Origin of the sequence: Persicobacter sp. CCB-QB2, assembly GCF_001274635.1 — a bacterium.
Classification (GTDB): domain Bacteria; phylum Bacteroidota; class Bacteroidia; order Cytophagales; family Cyclobacteriaceae; genus Persicobacter; species Persicobacter diffluens.
On the sequence record NZ_LBGV01000001.1, the window covers coordinates 1361196 to 1378993 of the forward strand.

9 protein-coding genes are annotated in these 17798 nt (G+C 44.0%); 7 read left to right on the forward strand and 2 right to left on the reverse strand.

Going from position 1 to position 17798, the window contains the following annotated elements:
• Positions 1 to 6: 6 nt before the first annotated feature.
• Positions 7 to 5598: a BspA family leucine-rich repeat surface protein gene (locus NG22_RS06175; RefSeq protein ID WP_053404922.1), complete on the reverse strand. Its 5592-nt coding sequence runs from the start codon at positions 5596 to 5598 to the stop codon at positions 7 to 9.
• A 299-nt stretch (positions 5599 to 5897) separates the two neighbouring features.
• Here NG22_RS06175 and NG22_RS06180 point away from each other — a divergent pair, with 299 nt between their 5' ends.
• The 7 genes from NG22_RS06180 (at position 5898) to NG22_RS06210 (ending at position 15465) form a co-directional block, all read left to right on the forward strand.
• Positions 5898 to 6962 (forward strand): efflux RND transporter periplasmic adaptor subunit, encoded by a 1065-nt coding sequence (locus tag NG22_RS06180; protein WP_082305006.1) that lies wholly within the window; start codon positions 5898 to 5900, stop codon positions 6960 to 6962.
• Entirely contained in the window at positions 6962 to 10036 is a 3075-nt protein-coding gene (locus NG22_RS06185) for an efflux RND transporter permease subunit (RefSeq protein WP_053404924.1), read from the forward strand. The genes NG22_RS06180 and NG22_RS06185 overlap by 1 nt, the downstream gene beginning before the upstream one ends.
• A complete protein-coding gene (locus NG22_RS06190) occupies positions 10029 to 11420 on the forward strand; it encodes a TolC family protein (RefSeq protein WP_053404925.1) in 1392 nt (463 codons plus the stop codon). The genes NG22_RS06185 and NG22_RS06190 overlap by 8 nt, the downstream gene beginning before the upstream one ends.
• A 159-nt stretch (positions 11421 to 11579) precedes the next feature.
• Positions 11580 to 12686: a sensor histidine kinase gene (locus NG22_RS06195; RefSeq protein ID WP_053404926.1), complete on the forward strand. Its 1107-nt coding sequence runs from the start codon at positions 11580 to 11582 to the stop codon at positions 12684 to 12686.
• 5 nt (positions 12687 to 12691) lie between these two features.
• Complete coding sequence (locus NG22_RS06200; RefSeq protein WP_053404927.1) at positions 12692 to 13456, forward strand: LytTR family DNA-binding domain-containing protein; 765 nt, start codon at positions 12692 to 12694, stop codon at positions 13454 to 13456.
• Positions 13457 to 13614: 158 nt separating this feature from the next.
• Positions 13615 to 14445: a hypothetical protein gene (locus NG22_RS06205; protein ID WP_053404928.1), complete on the forward strand. Its 831-nt coding sequence runs from the start codon at positions 13615 to 13617 to the stop codon at positions 14443 to 14445.
• A 276-nt stretch (positions 14446 to 14721) separates the two neighbouring features.
• The gene (locus tag NG22_RS06210; protein WP_053404929.1) at positions 14722 to 15465 is read left to right on the forward strand and encodes a lipopolysaccharide kinase InaA family protein; all 744 of its coding nucleotides are present in this window, start codon (positions 14722 to 14724) and stop codon (positions 15463 to 15465) included.
• Positions 15466 to 15712: 247 nt separating this feature from the next.
• Here NG22_RS06210 and NG22_RS06215 read toward each other — a convergent pair whose 3' ends face one another.
• Complete coding sequence (locus tag NG22_RS06215; RefSeq protein ID WP_053406896.1) at positions 15713 to 17734, reverse strand: transketolase; 2022 nt, start codon at positions 17732 to 17734, stop codon at positions 15713 to 15715.
• Between the last annotated feature and the right edge of the window lie 64 nt (positions 17735 to 17798).

The window sequence follows — 17798 nt, forward strand, 5'->3', positions numbered from 1 at the left end:
ATTATTCTACTCTTTCATCAATTTTCCGATCACCTGACCATTGATCACCAATTGATAAATACCCGTGCCCAATGCACTGATGTCAAACTGTGAAGCCACTTCTGAAACTTTTGTTTCCAAAACTACTCTTCCCGAAAGATCCAATATCCTCACCTCGCCTGTGGTTTGCAGTCCTTCAATGAAGACTTGTCCTTTGGACGGGTTCGGGTAAAATTTAATTTCCGTCTGTAGCTCATTAGACAACATGCGATCGAAAAGGGCCGTGATCGTATGATCTTCCTCCACATCTTGAAAAGTGTAAGTGCTAACTGCTCCTACGGATTCACCGTCTACCAGTACGTCTGCGATTTGGTAGTGGGTAGCTGGCGTGATCGTGAAGGATTGCTCCGAACCAAGATCCACTACGGTACGCTCTGGAGAGATTGTTCCATTGTCCGTTTGGAAAACGTCAATAACAAATTGCGAACGTTCATAAGTGGCAGTGATCGTATGATCTTCCTCCACATTTTCAAAGGTGTAAGTAGTGACGGCCCCTACGGATTCGCCGTCTACCAGTACGTCTGTGATTTGGTAGTGGGTAGCTGGCGTGATCGTGAAGGTTTGCTCCGAGCCAAGATCCACTACGGTACGCTCTGGAGAGATTGTTCCATTGTCAGTTTGGATAACGTCAATGACAAATTCCGAACGTTCATAAGTGGCAGTGATCGTATGATCTTCCTCCACACTTTCAAATGTATAAGTGCTAACTGCTCCTACGGATTCGCCGTCTACCAATACGTCTGTGATTTGGTGGTGGGTAGCTGGCGTGATTGTGAAGGTTTGGGATTCGCCATAAGCTACCGAAGTTGTTTCCGGAGAGATTGTACCGTTTTCGGTTTGGCTTACGGTAATGTGATATGCTGCGGGAACAATAATCGCTTTGACATCTACTGCCTCCTCTACAGGATAAATATCATAATAATTCACTGCCCCAACACTTTCTCCATTGATCAACACATCCGTTAATAAATAATCCTCAAGGGCATAAATCTCAATAGACAATTGGGAGCCCTTGCGAATACGATCTATAAACGGACTGATCACTCCATGATCACCTGCATCCGTTGTAAAGGCAAAGGTCTGCACTACTTCCGCCTCGACAGTGGTCTGTTCCGTCACATTCTCCAGGAGAAAATCTTTGCCATAATGCCCCTGAGATAAACCATCTACCTTCCAATCTACTACCTCATAGTCTTCCGGCATGGTCAAAGTAAAGGTCTGATCTTCTCCATGCGTAACACTGATTTCCTCCGGACTAATCTTTGCTCCTTCGTTCACCGTGGCCGTTACTACATAGCTTCTCAACTTAAAGCGTACATTCACCTGAACCTCTTGCTGAATATTGCCAATGACAAACTCATTTTGTGCATCCCATTCTGTCGCTTCACCATCTACCAAAATTTGATCTAACTCATAACCCTCATCCGGAATTACTTTTAAGGTAACAGAAGTCCCTACGCTAGCGAAAAGCGGTCCCTCAATATTTCCATTGCCCTCCTTGGATACCATAATGGCGATTAAATCTTTTTGGAAGAAAGGACGAATAGTTCCTCTATCATTGCCTATGGACCAAAGATTATCAAAATCCCAGCCTTTAAAATTAGATTGCAGTTGAAAGTCAGCCGTAGTCAAACCCGCAGAGGCATTGGAACCTGCTGAACTGCTTTGATTAGTGGTTTCCTTATCCCAATAGGCGTTCTCCACTAATAAACCTGTGGTATTAACCCCGACCACGCCACCGATATTACTGCCGCTGGCTTCTATCAAGCCTGAAGCATAAACGTGCGCTGTTCTACCGGCATTATTTCTCGCCACCACGCCCCCTACATTGCTGCTTGCCTTAATGTGTACATTACTATAACTGTTCACAATATTGGCGTTCTGGGCATCTCCCACCAAACCACCAACATAGCTGCTCGCATTTATACTACCATGTGCAGATGCATTTCTAATATCAGTGGAATAACCACCTGCCCCCCACGCATAATTGGCAGACCCCACCAGACCACCTACTTCATTGGACCCATTGAGCCTAACTTGAGCCGTGGCACTAGATACTTTACTATTGATTAAAACACCAGCAACGGCGCCTACACGATCTTTCCCCTGCAGGTAACCTTCCACTTTAATATTTTCAATGGAAGTAGTGTAAGCATTACCAATAGCTCCCACACCTGTACCCGCTTCAATCTTATAATCAATCAAAGACAGATTGCGGATTTCAGCAGCGGTAGTGCTACCGAAAAAGCCCATATTATCCGTATTCGAATCATTTATTCTCAAAGACTGAATCACAAAGCCATTTCCATTAAAATGAGCACGGAATCTGGCGGTTCCGTTACCTACGGGAGCAAAGCCTTTACCCTCATTCCAAATCTCACTTTCCAAAGCATCAATATTTTGGCTTAACTCATAATACGTCTCCGCCTGCCATCTTTCCGCATCTGACAAGCCACCTTCAAGCCCTTCGGACAGCCAACGAAGCTCTGCCAAATTAGAAATCAGATAAGGATTGGCTTCGGTCCCGTCACCCTGAGGTTTTTGCGCTAAAGTCTCCTCATCAAATGCACAGCTTCTGCCTTGATCGGTTATGGTCCAACCTTTGTTTTCAAGCAAGGATTTCGCTTGCATCGCTTCAGTAGAACAGTAGGATAAATCAATATCAATTTCTAACCCGCCATTTATATCTTGTTCACTCCACGATAAAAGCATTTGTTCATAGTCTTCATCAGTATGAGCAGTATTGCGGATAAACTGACTAGCCCTTTTCAATCCGGATAATTGCCATGGACTCAAATCACCATTAAATGAACGGGCATCATAGAACATATAAGACATGTCCGTAACATTACTCACATCCCAGCTACTCAAATCGCCATCAAACAAGAACGCAGAATTGAACATAGCTCCCATACTAGCAACATTACCCACATCCCAAGCACTCAAATCGCCATTAAAGGAACTGGCATATTCGAACATAGATTCCATATTAGTAACATTACTCACATCCCAGCCACTCAAATCGCCATTAAACGATCTGGCGTAATAGAACATAGCTCCCATATAAGTAACATTACTCACATCCCAGTTACTTAAATCGCCATTAAAGGAACTGGCATATTTGAACATAGCTCCCATACTAGCAACATTACTCACACCCCAGCCACTCAAATCGCCATTAAAGGAACTGGCAGAGCGGAACATAGATCCCATAACAGTAACATTATCCACATCCCAGTCACTCAAATCGCCATTAAAGGAACTAGCATATTCGAACATAGATCTCATATCAGTAACATTACCCACATCCCAGCCACTCAAATCGCCATTAAAGGAACTAGCATATTCGAACATAGATCTCATATCAGTAACATTACCCACATCCCAGCCACTCAAATCGCCATTAAAGGAACTGGCACGATAGAACATATGAGACATATCCTTAACATTACTCACATCCCAGTCACTCAAATCAACATTAAAGGAACTGGCATATTGGAACATACAGGACATGCTCTGAGTCAATGACAAATCCGGCTGATCATCTCCTAAAAAATTTTCTAATTCACTGGCAAAAGACAACATATAAGCCGTAGAGTACCACTTATTCGTTCCCCATTGCGCTACGTGTTTTACCTTTGAGACATTATTCCTTTCTAAATCATTTGGCCAACCTTGAAACGTACAAAAAGCTAGCTGCGGTAACTTCCCACTCATGGACACCTGATATTCCCCGCCCTCAGTGTAGGTATGGCTAACAGTTTCTTCCGAGCTGCTTCCTCCCGTGGTAGTACTTCCATCGCCCCAATCAATGGTATAATCACTGGCACCGGAGCCATTTACACCTCCCTTGATCTTTACAAAAAAGTCTTTGCTGTCTTCCGGTACGTTTATAGTGATGATAAAATCATCCGGACGCCCTACAACTGCTTTCAAGCTATGATCCGCTTCGATATTCTCCAGGGTATAGCTAAGGCCTTGCGCTGCTTGACGCACACCATCCAACTCCCAAAATAGCAGGTGTTCGCCTTCAGGAATTTGTACTGAAAAAGTAAAAGCATCCCCCGGGGAAACATGAACATTAGCAGCGTTAATTTCACCGCCCCCTGTGGCAGATGCCCAAATCTGATAATCATATTTGGCATACAAGGTCATATCCTCTTCACCCATTACATCTTTTGCAAAATCCCAAGCAAAATCCAAGGTTACCCCTTCGTCAGGGCTCGTTGCCCAGCCCACACTAGACATCCCCTCCTTTTCTGGAATGATAGCAGGAGCCTGAATTAAACCTGACACAATCCCCGGATAGGCCTCCGGAACTGTCGGTGCTCCCCCTAAAGTATTAAATGTAACTTTATGTCCACAATATTGAGTACTTTCGTTAATGCTCCATCCTTTTTCATCGATTAACGCTTGTCGAAAATCTAAACTTTCATCGGTACAATAATAAGCCGGAGCGCCAAAATTAACGCCTGTCTGCAAATTCAATTTACTCCAGGATTCCAATAAACGATCATAATTTTCAGCAGAATAATTATCAGCATAGCGGAACATATCACTCATATTCGTTACTGCACTTACATCCCAACCACTCAAATCGCCATTAAACGAACTAGCAAAGCGGAACATATTCCTCATATTCGTTACTGCACTCACATCCCAGCCACTCAAATCACCATTAAAAGAACTGGCAGAAGAGAACATATGACCCATCGACGTAACATTACTCACATCCCAGCCACTCAAATCACCATTAAAAGAACTGGCAGAAGAGAACATATACCCCATCGACGTAACATTACTCACATCCCAGCTACTCAAATCGCCATTAAAAGAACTGGCACGATAGAACATATCACTCATATACGTTACTGCACTTACATCCCAGCTACTCAAATCACCATTAAAAGAACCGGCAGAATGGAACATAAAAGACATATATGTTACACCACTCACATCCCAGTCACTCAAATCTCCATTAAACGAACTAGCTGAGCGGAACATATGACCCATATCCTTAACATTACTCACATCCCAACCACTCAAATCGCCATTAAAAGAACTGGCGTAAAAGAACATATAGGACATGCTCTGAGTCAAAGCCAAATCCGGTTGATCAACTCCTGAATTTTCTAATTTACTTGAATAGGAAAACATATATGCAGTAGAATACCACTTATTCGTTCCCCATTGCACTACCTGTCTTACCCTTGAAGCATTATTTTCTTCTAAATCATTTGAACTCCAGCCAAACTTACAAAAAGTAAGCTGTGGCAACTTCCCACTCATGCTCACCTGATATTCCCCGCCTTCAGCATAGGTATGGTTAACGGTTTCTTCCGAGGTGCTTCCTCCTGTCGTTGTAGTACCATCGCCCCAGTCAATGGTATAATCACTGGCACCGGAGCCGTTTACATCTCCCTTAATCTTTACAAAAAAATCTTTGTTGTCTTCCGGGATTTCTATCGTGATAATAAAAGGCCGCTCTTCCTCAGCGGCATAAGTAAGTTGTGTCAGACTGATCATCAACAGGCTGAACCAAAAAAAGTAAGATTTCATAAATAGGATTAATATTTAAATTAAACCGAAAGATATGACCCTTTATTTAAATATATACTTAAAAAAACATAAAATAATGATCGTATTTAAACAACTCTCCGGTATTAAATACCATTCTTTGCAGAATTATTGGAGCTGACGCCAACTCTGATTCATAAATCACAGCAGTCCCCTTCAGTTTCCCACTCCCCCCTCATCACTTCAACCTTCAATTTCAGCACTTCATCCCAATAAATCCCTCCACAGCCTGAGCAGGACCTAGTTTTGTGGCATGTATTCACAAAACAAATGAAAACCTCATGCGCAAGCAATTCACCTTTTTAATGACGGTCGCGATCATGAGTGCCTGCCAAAGCACTACGGAAACGGCCTCCCCTCAGCATGCCAAGCCCGTAAAAGTACAGGCGCTTACTCCACAACAGTCTGCAGAAAAAATCTATTTCAACGGACAGGTGGCAGAACAAAAAGAAGTAATGGTCTCCTTTCGTGTGGGTGGCCCCTTAAGCAGCCTGAAAGTTAATAGTGGCGACTATGTAAAAAAAGGAACCGTCATTGCGACCATTGATTCCCGAGATTATGAGATCGCCCTACGTCAGGCCAAGGCACAATGGGAGCAAGTCAGCAGTGAATATGAACGCTACACCGCCCTCTTTGAGAAAGGGAAATTGCCGGCGAATAATTACGATAAAATTAAGTCAGGCTATAAAATGGCCAAAGTCGCCTACGACCAAGCCACCAACCAGCTACAGGATACCCAATTGCGAGCGCCCTTCTCCGGTTACATCAGCAACAAGATGGCGAATAATTTCGAGACCGTAGGCCCTGGTCAGCCCATCGTGGCGTTAATTGATGCCCAAGCACTGGAAATTGTGGTAGGTGTACCGGCCTCCCGTATCGAAGCGGTAAAATCCGCCAAACATTTTACGGTAGACATTAAAAATGCCGGCGTACAAGACCTACCGGTTCAATTGTTGAGCGTCAATGCGAAAAATGGTCCTGATAAATTGTATGAAGCGCGCTTCCAATTATCACCAGCAAATCAGGCAACGATCAAAACGGGCATGGCTGTAAGAATGGCCTTAGAGGCCTCCACTAGTGATACTGCGATCAATAGCGTTCCGGTGGAAGCCCTAATGAATAAAAGTGGCCAGGATATGGTCTGGGTCTACGATGCCCAGGCAGGTATTGCAAAAACGAAAGCAGTGCGGACTGGTGCACTATTGAACGATGGCCAAATAGAAATTCTTTCCGGCTTGAGTGCTCAGGATAAGGTCATCACCGCTGGCGCACACAGCCTATACGAAGGCCAAAAAGTCAAGCCGATTAAAAACAGTACTAAAACGAATATTGGAGGATTGCTGTAATGCTGGAAAAGGTTTTAGAACAAAAAGCGATGATCTCAGTGGTGCTGATCGCAGTGCTGTTGGGAGGACTATTTGCCTACACCAAGATTGGTAAGCTGGAAGATGCCGAAATTCCCCTAAAAACGGCTTTGGTCATCACCCCCTATCCGGGAGCCAGTGCACATGAGGTGGAATTAGAGGTGACCGATGTTTTAGAAAAAGCGATACAAAAGCTGGAAAACATTAAAAACATCAAGTCGCAATCCATGCCGGGAGTATCGGTGATTGAAATCAATATCCGTGATCAGGTGAAAACCGATGAGCTTCCACAGCTATGGGATCACCTCAGAAGAAAAGTGGGTGATGCGAAATCTCAATTGCCGGCAGCGGCCTACGATCCGCAAGTCAATGATGATTTCGCTGACACCTATGGGATGCTCTATGCGGTGACTTCTGATGGATACACGAAGGCAGAACTAAAGAATTATACCGAATACATCGAAAGAGAGCTATTGGAGGTGGAAGGCATCCGCCGTTCCCAAATCTTTGGTAGTCAGATGGAGGATATTGAAATCACCTTCTCTTCCGAAAAATTAGCCCAACTGAATGTCAACCCGATGATGATCGCCATGGAGATGCAGAACCAGGGCACCATCGTGAATGCAGGACGTATCAGTGCCGGAAGCGAGTCTATTCGCTTAGGCGTTGGGAATAAAATCTCCAATGTTGCGCAACTGGAGGATTTGATCATTCAAATTCCACATGGTGGAAGTATTCGCTTGGGAGATGTCGCTACAGTAAGCAAAAGCTATATGGAACCTAAGCGGGAAGCCATGTATTTCAATGGAGAAATGGCTTTAGCCCTCGCCTTTTCTAATGAAAGCGGAATCAATGTGGTACAATTAGGGGACAGACTGGATGAGCGCGTAGCCGAAATTACCGCCAATCTGCCTGCCGGAATTGAAATGCACAAAATATACTCTCAGCCGGAACGTGTGGACGATGCCGTAACCAACTTCATGTGGAATTTGGTGAGTTCGGTGGCGATCGTAATTGTGGTATTATTATTTGCGATGGGATTCCGTTCCGGTTTGTTGATTTCCTCCGGATTAGTCTTCACCATTTTGGCGACCATTATTGTGATGCTCGGCATTGACCTTCCCCTACACCGCGTAACATTAGCAGCCATCATTTTGGCCATGGGGATGTTGGTGGATAATTCCATCGTGGTGGCAGACGGAATATTGGTTGATTTAAAAAGAGGCGTTGACCCCAAATTGGCCTTTGTCAATACTGCAAAGAAAACAGCCATGCCTCTATTAGGAGCTACCTTGGTCGCCATCCTGGCCTTCTTCCCATTAGCGATGTCGCCTGATATGGCGGGCGAATTTTTAGGTTCTCTCTTCTCGGTGCTGATCATTTCCTTATTGCTCAGCTGGGTATTTGCCATGGTACAAACGCCTTTTATGGCCAAATATTTTTATAAGAAAGAAGGTCAACAAAACAATGTTGCTAAAAATAATGAAGGGGGAATTTACCGCTTGTTCCGCCGTTCGGTGGAGTTTTCCCTGAAGCACAAAAAGACGACGATGGGACTGAGTTTGGGGGTATTAGTGGTTTCCCTTTCGCTCTTCAAATTTGTCAACCTGAGCTTCTTCCCAAAAATTGACTATGACCAATTCGTAATCGAATATGAATTGCCGATAGGCAGTGATATCGAAGCGATAGAACAAGACCTGAAGAAAGCGGCTACGCACCTTTCCCAATTGGAAGGCGTAGAAATCACCAATGTTTCGGTGGGTCGTCCACCAGCGCGTTACACCATGATGCGCCCAATGGCCAAAGGCGGGAACCATTATGGGGAAATCATGATACAGACTGCGGAAACAGATCAGGTAAAGGAACTTGTTCCGCAGGTGGAAAGCTATTTCGCCTCCAACTTCCCTCATGCCTTTGTGAAGGTGCAGGAATACGGTGCCTATATGGCCGACTTTGAAATTGAAGCGGAATTTTCCGGTCCGGATCCATTGGTTTTGGAACAGCTAGCCGATCAGGCCAAAGCGATCATGCATCAGACTGCTGGCGCCCAACATATCACGGATGACTGGAGAAATAAATCCAAAGTACTGAAGCCTGTCTATTCGGTTGAAAATGCCCAGCCTCTCGGACTTAGTCGAAAAGATATGGCCAATTCCATCCTCGTAGCGACAGAGGGCATGCCCATCGGCGCCATATACGAAGGACAAGAAATGTTACCGGTCTTACTAAAAGTGGAAGAACCGGTAGAAAATCAACTGGAGAACATCGGTAACATTCCGGTATGGGGAGAGCGCAGTCAGTTTAGCGTGCCATTGGCGCAAATTACGGAGGACGTGGATTTGAATTGGGAGAATGAAATGGTGCGTCGCTACAATGGTAAGCGTGCGATCAAAGCACAGTGTAATGTAGCCGATGGTTATAATGCTATGAAAGTGCAGGAATCCATGGCGGAAGCATTGGAAAGCATCGAGCTTCCGGAAGGTTACGCCTTTCGTTGGGATGGGACCAATGCCGAGTCAGCCAAATCCACTCAAGCCTTAATGACTTACCTGCCATTGGCTTTGGGCTTGATGTTAATCATCATTATCGGATTGTTCAATAACCTCAAACAACCCCTGATCATCTTTATGGTCTTCCCTTATGCCTTCATCGGCATTGTGATCGGCTATTTGGTCACAGGTGTGGATCTGGAGTTTACCGGTATTATCGGAACGCTTGGACTGATCGGAATGATGATCAAAAACTCGGTGGTGTTGCTCGATGAAATCAACCTGAACATCAAAGCAGGACACGCTCCATTAACGGCCACCATCGAATCATCAGTATCCCGAATGCGCCCCGTAATGATGGCCTCCCTAACGACCATCCTGGGGATGTTGCCCCTGATTTTTGACCCTATGTTCCGCTCCATGGCAGTGGCCATTATGTTCGGACTACTGGTCGGATCTCTCATCACTTTGGTATTGGTACCGGTGATGTATGCGGTATTTTATGGAGTGGATGGCAATAGTGCCGCCAAGGAATCCACAAACGAAAAGACTTTAGCTCATGCTTAATTTCATAAAACAAGGGATGGTGGCCGCACTTTTGGTCACCTCCACTGCGGTTAAGGCCCAAACCTATGTCAGCTTAGAGGATTGTAGGGAGCAGGCGGTGGCCTATAATAAAGATTTGAAAAAAGCCGCCCTGCAAATAGCCGAAGCGGAAAGCAATTTAAAGGTAGCGAAGAAAGCTTATTTGCCTTCCATTGAAGCCTCTGCTACTGCTATGCACATTCCTAATCTTAATGCGGAACTGAATATGCCCGGAGGCTTTCTGCCAACAGCCGAAAGTCTGGAAGCCGCGCAGGCAGGTAATTTCTCCGGCATGAGTGATGTTTATAGTCCGGGGATGTCGATGACGATGGATAAGATGTCTCTGGTCGCTGCCGACGTTTCCCTGATCCAACCGATTTATACAGGCGGTAAAATCAATGCCATTAACAAGCAAGCGAAAATCGGGCAGGAGATCAGTCAGGAGAATTATCAGCTGACTTATAGTGACATCATTGTCAAGACAGATCAGGCCTATTGGAATGTGATCGCTGCCAGAGATGGGGTGGCACTCTCTAAAAGTTATCTGGAGATGCTCACGGATTTAGAGGAACAGATGGCCGATATGCAGGAAGTCGGACTATTACCGGCAAGTGAAAAGTTGCGCGTGAGCGTGCAGAAAAATCAGGCAGAACTGAATGTGGTGAAGGCCGAAAATGGATTAACACTGGCGACCATGTTTTTGAATCAGTTAATGGGAGCGAAATTGAAGCAGGAAACGGTGCCGACCGATGAACTGAATGCAACAGTGGCCAAAATGGATTTGAACGACGGACTGACCTATGGCTTGTCCAATCGTCAGGAATTAAAAATGATGGACAAGCAGGTCGAGATTTCAAAACTACAAGAGCAAGTGGTGCGTGCGGATTACCTGCCTCAGGCCGGGGTCTCCGCTGCTTATATGTATGCCTATGCCACGGATGTGGCGGAGGATTTAGCCCCGATAGCCTTACTTTCCGGGCAGGTGAACATTCCGGTATTCCATTGGGGTGAGCGCAAACAGAAAATGCGGGTGGCCAAATTACAGACCGAACAGCACCAAACGGATTACGAGCAGGCTTTTGACATGATCACCCTGGAAATCCAACAAAAATCATTAGCGCTGGAGGAAGCTTATACGGCCATCCAAATCGCCAAAAAAGGCGTGGCTCAGGCCAAAGAAGCCATGGAGGAAACCCAGTATAGTTTTGAGGCGGACTTAAATACCACGACTGACTTGCTGAATGCTAAAGCTGAATATCAAAATGCACAATATCAGTTGATCGGTGCATTGATTGATTATGAAACTCAAAAAACCGATTGGGCCAAAACTACGGGTACGCTCGTTCGGCCAATGGATAATAAATAAAGGTTGTTAGGCATCGAGGGAGGCCGATTGGTTATAGATTATTATTGCCTTAAAATGGTGCAGGCCTCCCTATTTTTTGTTGACCACCACACTCCCCTGACCACAATAATTAAAGTAAAGGATAGCCTTTACGCTCACTTTTTTTTTAATATTACAGTCATGAATACTTGTAAACCGGGAGAGTTTGAAATTAATGACGGACTGATGAGGAATTTAACGATGATTCATAGCATTATTGCACCAAACCTGTACTCCAAAAGGGAGATACTCAAAAGATTATTCCTGGCCATCATTTGGTCTCAGGGCATTATATACTTCATTGAATACATTATTGAAGATCCTGAACCTGACGGAATGCCCATCTGGCAAGTCCGCTGGATATCCTTTGCGGCTTTTGCCTTTTTGTCTGAAGCGCTAGTCCTAAACGAATATTGGGTCGAACGGCTTTTTCCCATCGATGAGAAAAATTTTACCCGGAGGGTCTCGCTGCAATTTTTAACCAGTTGCGTGCTCTGTATTCTTGTATTTGGCGCGGTCTACCATATTTTCGATGCACCCACTAATCCAGAATATGAAAAAGGCGCTTTTTTGGGATTAGCATTAGGACTATGGTCCATGATGATGCAGGTATTTATTGTATTGGTAAACCGCATGATGCGGAAATGGAAAGAAACCACCAAAGAGATGGAGGCATTAAAAAGGGAAAAAATGGAAATGACCATTACCTCCTTACAAGATCAACTGAATCCGCATTTTCTATTCAACAATCTGAGTGTATTGAAATCCTTGGTGATGCTCAATCAGCAAAAAGCGGCTTTGGGTTTTATCCAAAATTTTTCCGAAATCTATCGCTATGTTTTGACGCAGTCGGAAGCCATGACGGTGCCCTTAGCCGAAGAGTTGGCATTTATCAAACAATATGCTGCCTTGCATCAAGAACGATTGGACGATGCCTTGTATATGGAATATGACATCCCGGAGCAGCATTTGCAAGATCACCTTCCCCCGATGACTTTACAATTATTGGTGGAGAATGCCCTCAAACACAATATTGCGGAAGAGGGTAATGAACTGCTGATCAAAATAAAAATTGTGGCGGGCTATTTAGTGGTCTCCAATAATGTCCAAAAGAAAAGCAGTACCTATTCGACCTATAAAGGATTAGAGAATTTAAAAAGAAGATGTGAACTACTCAGTAGCCGTCCAATGATTATTCTGGAAAATGAGCAACAGTTCACGGTAAAAGTTCCCCTTATACAAGCCTAAGCCCCATGAATTATATCATCATTGAAGACGAAAAGCATAATCGATTAATGCTCGAAGCGCAGGTGGCCATGTTGCGGCCGGATTGGCAGTGCCAGCATTATTTTGACAAAGTATCCACCGCAGTAGATTACCTGAAGAATAATCCGGATCCGGAACTCATCTTTATGGACATTCAACTTAAGGATGATAATTGCTTTGCCATCTTCGAGCAATGCATCGTAAATGCTCCGATAATTTTCACCACAGCCTATGATGAGTTTGCCATCAAAGCCTTTGAAGTCAATAGCATTGATTACCTTTTAAAGCCTATTGACGAACAAAAACTAAGTTTATCCCTGGATAAATTTGATCGATTGCATTTAAAGGAAACACCTGTTCCGCAGGATTATGACGCGCTGGTGCAAATGATCCAAACAGAGAAAAACAACTATAAACAACGTTTCCTGATCAGTGGTATTGATTCCTACTTTAAGGTGAACACCAGCGATATCGCCTACTTTATTTCCGAATCAGGAGTCACCCATGTGGTGCTATACAATGGGAAAAAATATACCCTGGACCAAACGCTGGAAAAATTGGAACAGCAGGTAGATCCAACCCTGTTCTTTCGGGCCAATCGCCACATCATCCTCCACATTGATGCGGTGGTGAAATTTGAAAACTATTTCGGCGGGAAATTATCCGTCTTCCTTCACCCTAAGCCATCAGAGGAGACGATTACCATCAGTCGATTAAAAGCTACGGCATTTAAGGCCTGGATGGATCAATAAAACAACATTCAAAGGATGAGGCCTGAATGGACTGGTCGAAATGAGCATTTCCTACCCTTCGCATTTCATCTGTGAAATTTTTCGTTTCAATACCAGAATTCAGCGCTTCATCCTTTTTTATCTCCAGCGCTTGGCTTGAATATCTAAATTGGGGGCATATGAGCCAGATAATTATAAACCCAGCCTTTAAACCTTTCGCTGATATCATTGAGGAAATCCCCTTCCTCTTTCAGAACAGCAGTCCATTGAAAGAAAAGCCTCAACACCTCACCCTACAAAAAGAGCATCGGGGTATTTCACTGAGCATCCATTTTTTTTCAGATAAGGATGGAGGATCAATCCGAGACAAAACGCCAAAACCTACCGCCGGAAGGGCCTATGATAATGCCTGGAAATTGATTCAGTTGGGCCTTCGCTCTCCAGAACCATTGGCATGGATGGATACAGATCATTCATTTTTGCTCGGAAAAGGAAGTGTTTATATCACGCATCAGGAATCGGGCCTTGGATCTTTAACATCGGTTTTTCAAAAGGCCCCGGACAAGGAGAAATTAACTGAAAAATTGCTCCATTTCATCTTGGAGGATTTACAAGCCAGACAAATTGGGCATCACCATCTAAATGGTGAAAATATAGGAGTTCATCTAAAAAATGGACATTATACTTTTTCCATTGAAGAGCCCCAGGGCATTCGCTTTGACCAGCCTTTTACAAAAGAAAGCAGGCTGCTGCAATTACAGCAATTAAGCCAGGAACCCGAACTCCTATTTGACTTAGCACAAGCTTTTGCCGATCAGCAGAATGAAGACTTCTCAGAGGTTATTTTTAATATATTCCAACAAGATGTAAAAATGAACTTTTTACACCACCTCACCTATCATAAACAACCAATAATTAAGAGAAGAACAAGCCTGACTTATACCGAAATATTGGCATCCTCAAACCCTACTAAAAATCAACAAAATCATAAGATACTGAAAAACAGCTAAAAAATATTCTTCTAAAATTATATTTATGTTATTGAAATCCAATACTTACCGGGACCGTATATTATTTAAATATGTTGCTCGGAATAGCTGATCACCACGCCCTGAATGAAGGCCTTATTGAACAAGAATTTGCAATATTTAAATTGGGAGAACCTCATCAAACCTTCGTTCTTTTTAACTTGAAAAATCTGATTATCAGCATTAATTGCACTACTAGTTTGTGACTATTATGAAAAAAATTATACTAAATCCTTCCTATAAAAGCGTTCAGAAAAATTGAATGCCATTCCTACGGATTTCCAAAATGAAGGGGAATTAATTCAGGGAGGACGGAATATAATTAAGAATATTGAATATCAAGGAGATACCTACTGCGTCAAATCCTTTGGTAAACCTACCTGGGCTAATATGTTCATTTATTCCTTTTTCCGAAAATCCAAAGCACAGCGTTCCTATGAACATGGTATGAAGCTTCTGAAATTAGGCATCGCTACCCCAATGCCCATTGCCTGGATTGAAATTAAAAACAATTGGGGAATTATTACTGAAAGTTATTATATCTCTAATTATGAACCGGGACTTTTTGACATGTCAAATGTCTTCTTTAATAATGACACCAAGGATCGGGAACATATTATTTCAGAATTTCTCTATTTTGTGAATCACGACCTGCACCGCCAAGGTATCCTGCATAAGGACTTTAATGGCGGCAATGTGTTGGTCAATCAGAAAGAGAATGGAGCATACTACTTCTCCCTGATTGACATCAATCGCATGAGCTTCGATAATCATTTCACCCAGGCGAAAGCCATTAAAAATTTGCAGGGCATTACCTCTAATACTGATGCGTTGATCCTGGTGGCCCGGAAGTATGCGGAATTATTACACAAGAATTTTGCGGAAATCTTATATCCATTGATCACCACTAAGAATATACAAGGCAAAAGAAGGTTTGTACGAAAGAGTATCACCAATTGGCTGAAGGTACATGTGCTGCATAAGCCAGTGAAGGTTCATTGAAAATAAAAAACTATGCCTGCTCTGCATCCTTAAGCCGTACTTCAAAAAGGCCGGCTTAAAGATTTTAAATATTTAAACCACCGGTCTTCGCGTCCTGGCTAGTCAGCAGGTTCTCTGTCCGCCGACATTGGTTACAGGAGTTGAAATACACTAAGGATTCCTAAAGACGGAACCCATCCCCAAAAAGAAAAAAAGCCCGCCGGAGAATCCAGCGGGCTTTACTATTTATATCTTATGAACGCAAATATTAGGCTTTCACTTCTGCCAAATACTCCGTCACTTGCTTCACTACGTTTTCACCAGTGAAACCGAATTTCTCATCCAATACCCCTGCAGGCGCAGAATAACCGAAGTGATCCAAACCGAATACTTTACCGAAAGGACCTACCAGGCCTTCTAATGTTACAGGCAAACCAGCCGTCATACCGAAAGTAGGAACGTTGGTTGGCAATACTGCTTGCTGGTAAGCTTTATCCTGCGTACGGAACAAACCTTCAGAAGGAGCAGAAACGATACGAACTTTCAATCCATCTGCTTCAAGCTTTTCAGCACCATCCGCCAAAGTCGCTACTTCAGAACCGGAAGCTACCAAAATTACATCTGGATTCTCCACATCTTTCACGATGTAAGCACCACGCTCCGCACCCAAAGCTTCGGTATAGGAAACCTGAGATTTGATGTTCTGACGAGAGAAAATCAAAGCCGTAGGCGTCTTGGTGTTCTCCATCGCCATTTTCCAGGCCACTGTCGTTTCATCAGCATCTGCAGGACGCAAAGCCAACAAAGACATATCACCGTGGTGGTTTTTCAATTTCTCCATCAAACGGATCTGTGCTTCCTGCTCGATTGGCTGGTGAGTAGGACCATCCTCTCCTACGCGGAAAGCATCGTGTGTCCAAATATATTTCACTGGCAAGCCCATCAATGCAGACAAACGGAAAGCAGGCTTCATATAATCAGAGAATACGAAGAAAGTCGCTACCGCTACCTGAACACCGCCGTGCAATGCAATACCGTTTGCGATTACCGCCATGGTAAATTCACAAACCCCTGCCTGCAAGAAAGCACCAGAGAAGTCCCCTTTTTTCAATACAGTGGTCTTCTTCAAGAAGCCATCTGTTTTATCTGAGTTAGACAAATCCGCAGAAGAAACGATCATGTTTTCTACATTCTCTGCCAAGTGACCCAATACGGTTGCAGAAGCTGCACGCGTAGCAACACCTTGCTTTTGCTCAATTGATTCCCAATTGATCGCAGTAGCCTCACCGGAGAAGAATTGCTCCAACTTCGCTGCTAATTCAGGATGTGCTTTGGCCCACTCTGCCTGTGCTGCTTTTTTCTCAGAAGCGTAATCTGCTTTTTCTTCCAATACTTTCGCATAGAAAGCGGCTACGTCTTCGAATACTACGAATGGGTTCGCAGCATCACCTCCCAGGTTCTCGATGGTTTTATCCAAAGAAGCACCTGCCGCAGTCAATGGCTGACCGTGAGTAGAAACTTTGCGCTCGAAGCTTTCGCCTTCAGCAGTTACCGCTCCTTTACCCATAATCGTCTTACCGATGATCAAAGAAGGACGTGCATCCGCATTCGCCGCAACCAATGCCTCACGAAGGGCCTCCACATTGTTACCTTCTACGGTAACAACATGCCAGTTCCAGGCTTCATATTTTTTAGCAACATCCTCAGAAGTTACCTCATCCACTTCTGTTGACAGCTGAATATCGTTGGCATCATAGAACATGATCAAGTTCCCTAAGCCTAAGTGACCTGCGATACGACCTGCTCCCTGAGAAATTTCTTCCTGAATACCTCCATCAGAAATGAATGCATAAGTTTTGTGTGCCATCCACTCGCCAAAGCGTGCTACCAAAAAGCGCTCCGCAATCGCTGCACCTACTGCCATGGCATGTCCCTGACCCAATGGTCCGGAAGTATTTTCAACACCTCGGTCCAAGTCCACTTCAGGGTGTCCTGGAGTTGGGCTTCCCCACTGACGGAAATTTTTCAAATCCTCCATGCTATAGTGCCCTAACATATGAAGCTGGCTGTACAACATCGGAGACATGTGTCCCGGATCCATGAAGAAACGATCACGGTTGATCCAGCGTGGATCTTTTGGATCGTAATTTAAAAATTCGGTATAAAGTAAGTTAATAAAGTCAGCACCACCCATTGCACCCCCTGGGTGTCCAGACTTTGCTTTTTCTACCATGGAAGCAGAAAGGATACGGATATTATCCGCCGCACGATTTAAGATTTCGTTATTCATCAGTTTTGTAACGTGTTGAAATTGCTCGCAAATATAATCAAAAGCCGACATTTAGCAGGCAAAA

Coding starts and splice junctions, on each gene's coding strand:
- NG22_RS06200 (WP_053404927.1), top strand. CDS start 12,692: ATGAATTATATCATCATTGAAGACGAAAAGCATAATCGATTAATGCTC.
- NG22_RS06205 (WP_053404928.1), top strand. CDS start 13,615: ATGAGCCAGATAATTATAAACCCAGCCTTTAAACCTTTCGCTGATATC.
- NG22_RS06185 (WP_053404924.1), top strand. CDS start 6,962: ATGCTGGAAAAGGTTTTAGAACAAAAAGCGATGATCTCAGTGGTGCTG.
- NG22_RS06180 (WP_082305006.1), top strand. CDS start 5,898: ATGCGCAAGCAATTCACCTTTTTAATGACGGTCGCGATCATGAGTGCC.
- NG22_RS06195 (WP_053404926.1), top strand. CDS start 11,580: ATGAATACTTGTAAACCGGGAGAGTTTGAAATTAATGACGGACTGATG.
- NG22_RS06175 (WP_053404922.1), bottom strand. CDS start 5,598: ATGAAATCTTACTTTTTTTGGTTCAGCCTGTTGATGATCAGTCTGACA.
- NG22_RS06215 (WP_053406896.1), bottom strand. CDS start 17,734: ATGAATAACGAAATCTTAAATCGTGCGGCGGATAATATCCGTATCCTT.
- NG22_RS06190 (WP_053404925.1), top strand. CDS start 10,029: ATGCTTAATTTCATAAAACAAGGGATGGTGGCCGCACTTTTGGTCACC.